The 3,017-nt window shown below is 66.1% G+C and carries 3 protein-coding genes; 2 read left to right on the forward strand and 1 reads right to left on the reverse strand.

Features of this window, described 5'->3' with window-relative positions; translation table 11 throughout:
* On the forward strand, positions 1-714 hold a 714-nt coding region (cysD, locus tag Q7V15_RS01125), incomplete at its 5' end, for a sulfate adenylyltransferase subunit CysD (protein ID WP_304753114.1).
* Positions 714-2,603, forward strand: coding sequence for a sulfate adenylyltransferase subunit CysN (gene cysN, locus Q7V15_RS01130; RefSeq protein WP_304753117.1), 1,890 nt, complete (start codon positions 714-716; stop codon positions 2,601-2,603). The genes cysD and cysN, both read left to right, overlap by 1 nt.
* 73 nt (positions 2,604-2,676) lie before the next feature.
* On the opposite strand, the gene Q7V15_RS01135 is transcribed toward cysN, so the two are convergent.
* Positions 2,677-3,017 (reverse strand): type II toxin-antitoxin system VapC family toxin (locus tag Q7V15_RS01135; RefSeq protein WP_304753120.1); only part of this gene is annotated, 341 nt, incomplete at its 5' end.

The following is a 3,017-nucleotide window of genomic DNA, read 5'->3' on the forward strand; positions in this document are numbered from 1 at the left end:
ACCTGGAAGTTCCGCGCCATGTACGAGATGCGCGCGCGCATGGCTGACACCCTCGGCTTCGAGCTCCGGGTGCACCGCAATCCCGAGGCCCTGGCCCGCGGCATCAACCCCTTTGACCATGGCTCGGCCCTGCACACCGACATGTGGAAGACCGAGGGCCTGAAGCAGGCCCTCGATCAGTACGGCTTCGATGCGGCCTTCGGCGGCGCCCGCCGGGACGAGGAAAAGTCCCGCGCCAAGGAGCGCGTCTTCTCCTTCCGCTCGGCCCAGCACCGCTGGGACCCCAAGAACCAGCGGCCTGAGCTGTGGAACCTCTACAACGCCCGCAAGGCGCAGGGGGAAAGCATGCGGGTCTTCCCGATCTCCAACTGGACCGAGCTTGACATCTGGCAATACATCCACCTGGAGAACATCCCGATCGTCCCTCTCTACTACTCGGACGTCCGGCCAGTGGTGGAGCGCGACGGCGCCCTGATCATGGTCGATGACGACCGCATGCCGCTGCGTCCCGGCGAGACCCCGATGATGAAGTCGGTGCGGTTCCGCACGCTCGGCTGCTACCCGCTGACCGGCGCGGTCGAGAGCACCGCGGCCACCCTGCCGGAAATCATCCAGGAAATGCTTCTCACCACCACGTCTGAGCGCCAGGGCCGCGTGATCGATCACGACCAGGCCGCCTCGATGGAGAAGAAGAAGCAAGAGGGCTACTTCTGATGTCGCACCAGTCCGCACTCATCGCCGAAGACATCGAGGCCTATCTCAAGGCCCACGAGCACAAGAGCCTGCTGCGCTTCCTGACCTGCGGATCGGTGGACGACGGCAAGTCGACCCTGATCGGTCGCCTGCTCTACGACTCCAAGATGATCTTCGAAGACCAGATGGCCGCCCTTGAGGCCGACTCCAAGCGGGTCGGCACGCAAGGGGGCGATATCGACTTCGCTCTGCTGGTGGACGGTCTGGCCGCTGAACGTGAGCAGGGCATCACCATCGATGTCGCCTACCGTTTCTTCTCCACCGACACCCGCAAGTTCATCGTCGCCGACACCCCTGGCCACGAGCAATATACCCGCAACATGGTCACCGGCGCCTCCATGGCGGACGCGGCCATCATCCTGATCGATGCGCGCAAGGGCGTGCTGACCCAGACGCGGCGCCACTCCTACCTCGTCTCCCTGCTGGGCATCCGCCATGTGGTCCTGGCCATCAACAAGATGGACCTGGTGGGCTGGAGCCAGGAGGTGTTCGACACCATCCTGGCGGAATATCACGACTTCGCCGCCCAGATCGGCGTCAAGGCCTTCACCGCCATCCCGATGTCGGCGCTCAAGGGCGACAACATCACCGAGACCAGCGACAAGGCGCCCTGGTACACCGGCCCGGCCCTGCTGCCGCACCTGGAGTCCCTGGATGTCGAGGACGACCTGCGGGAGAAGCCCTTCCGCATGCCGATCCAGTGGGTCAATCGCCCCGATCTCGATTTCCGCGGCTTCTCCGGCCTGATCGCCACCGGGACCATCGCGCCCGGCGACAAGGTCAAGGCCCTGCCCTCGGGCCGCGAAAGCACCGTGGCCCGCATCGTCACCATGACCGGCGACCTGCCCCGGGCCGTGGCCGGTCAGTCGGTGACCGTCACCCTGACCGACGAGATCGACGTCAGCCGCGGCGACGTGCTGTCCATCGCCGGCCAGCCGCCGGAGGTGGCCGACCAGTTCGAGGCGACCATCGTCTGGATGGATGACGAGGGCATGCTGCCCGGCCGTCCCTATCTGATGAAGATCGGGACCCGCATCGTCGGCGCCAGCATCACCGAGCCCAAGTACAAGGTGAATGTGAACACCCTCGAACAGCTGGCCGCCAAGCGGTTGGAGCTGAACGAGATCGGCGTCTGCAACCTCTCCCTCGACGCCCCCATCGCCTTTGACGCCTACAAGGACAACCACACCCTTGGCGGCTTCATCCTCATCGACCGGATCTCCAACCGGACGGTGGCCGCCGGCATGCTGCACTTCGCGCTCCGCCGCAGCCAGAACATCCACTGGCAGGCCCTGGACGTCTCCAAGGCCTCACGCGCCGCCCAGAAGGGCCAGAAGGGCCGCGTGGTCTGGCTCACCGGCCTCTCGGGCGCCGGCAAGTCGACCATCGCCAACCTGGTCGAAAAGCGGATGCAGGCCGACGGCCGCCACACCTATCTGCTGGACGGCGACAATGTCCGCCACGGCCTGAACAAGGATCTCGGCTTCACCGAAGAAGACCGGGTGGAAAACATCCGCCGGGTGGCCGAGGTCTCCAAGCTGATGGTCGATGCGGGCCTGATCGTGCTGGTCTCCTTCATCTCTCCCTTCCGGGCCGAACGCCGCATGGCCCGCGAGCTGATGGAGGACGGCGAGTTCGTCGAGGTCTATGTGGCCACCCCACTGGCGGTGGCCGAGCAGCGCGACGTCAAGGGCCTCTACGCCAAGGCCCGGGCCGGCGAGCTGAAGAACTTCACCGGCATCGACTCCCCCTATGAGGAGCCGGAACACGCCGAGATCACCGTCGACACCACCACCCTGTCGCCCGAACAGGCGGCCGAGGAAATCGTCGCCTGGCTGGCCAAGAACTAGGGTCAGGCTGAGCAACACCACGAGACGGGCCGGACGCCGCAGGGCGCCCGGCCCTTTTTCGTTGCGGCGCCGTTCAAGGCTCGCGGACCACCGGCGTGTTCAGCCCCTCGCTGGCCTTGGCCATCTTCTGATCGAACGTGACAAAGGCCTCGCAGTCGGCGGCGGCGGCCAGATGCAGGGCGTCTGCGAAGTCCATTCCGCCGTCTGCCCATTTCAGCGCCGCAGCCACCCGTTCGGGCTCCTGGAGGGTGACATTCGGCAAGCCGGCGAAGGCGCGCAGGGCGGCCAGGACATCGGCCTTGGCCAGACCATAGGCGCCGCGCAGCACCCACTCGCTCTCAAGAACCACCGTGGTCGGCGCAAGGACCCTGTGGCGTTCGATCAGCTCCCGCGCCCTGGCCGACTGGTCAGGAT

The sequence above is a fragment of the Phenylobacterium sp. genome (assembly GCF_030651755.1).
In the GTDB taxonomy this organism is placed as follows: Bacteria; Pseudomonadota; Alphaproteobacteria; order Caulobacterales; family Caulobacteraceae; genus Phenylobacterium.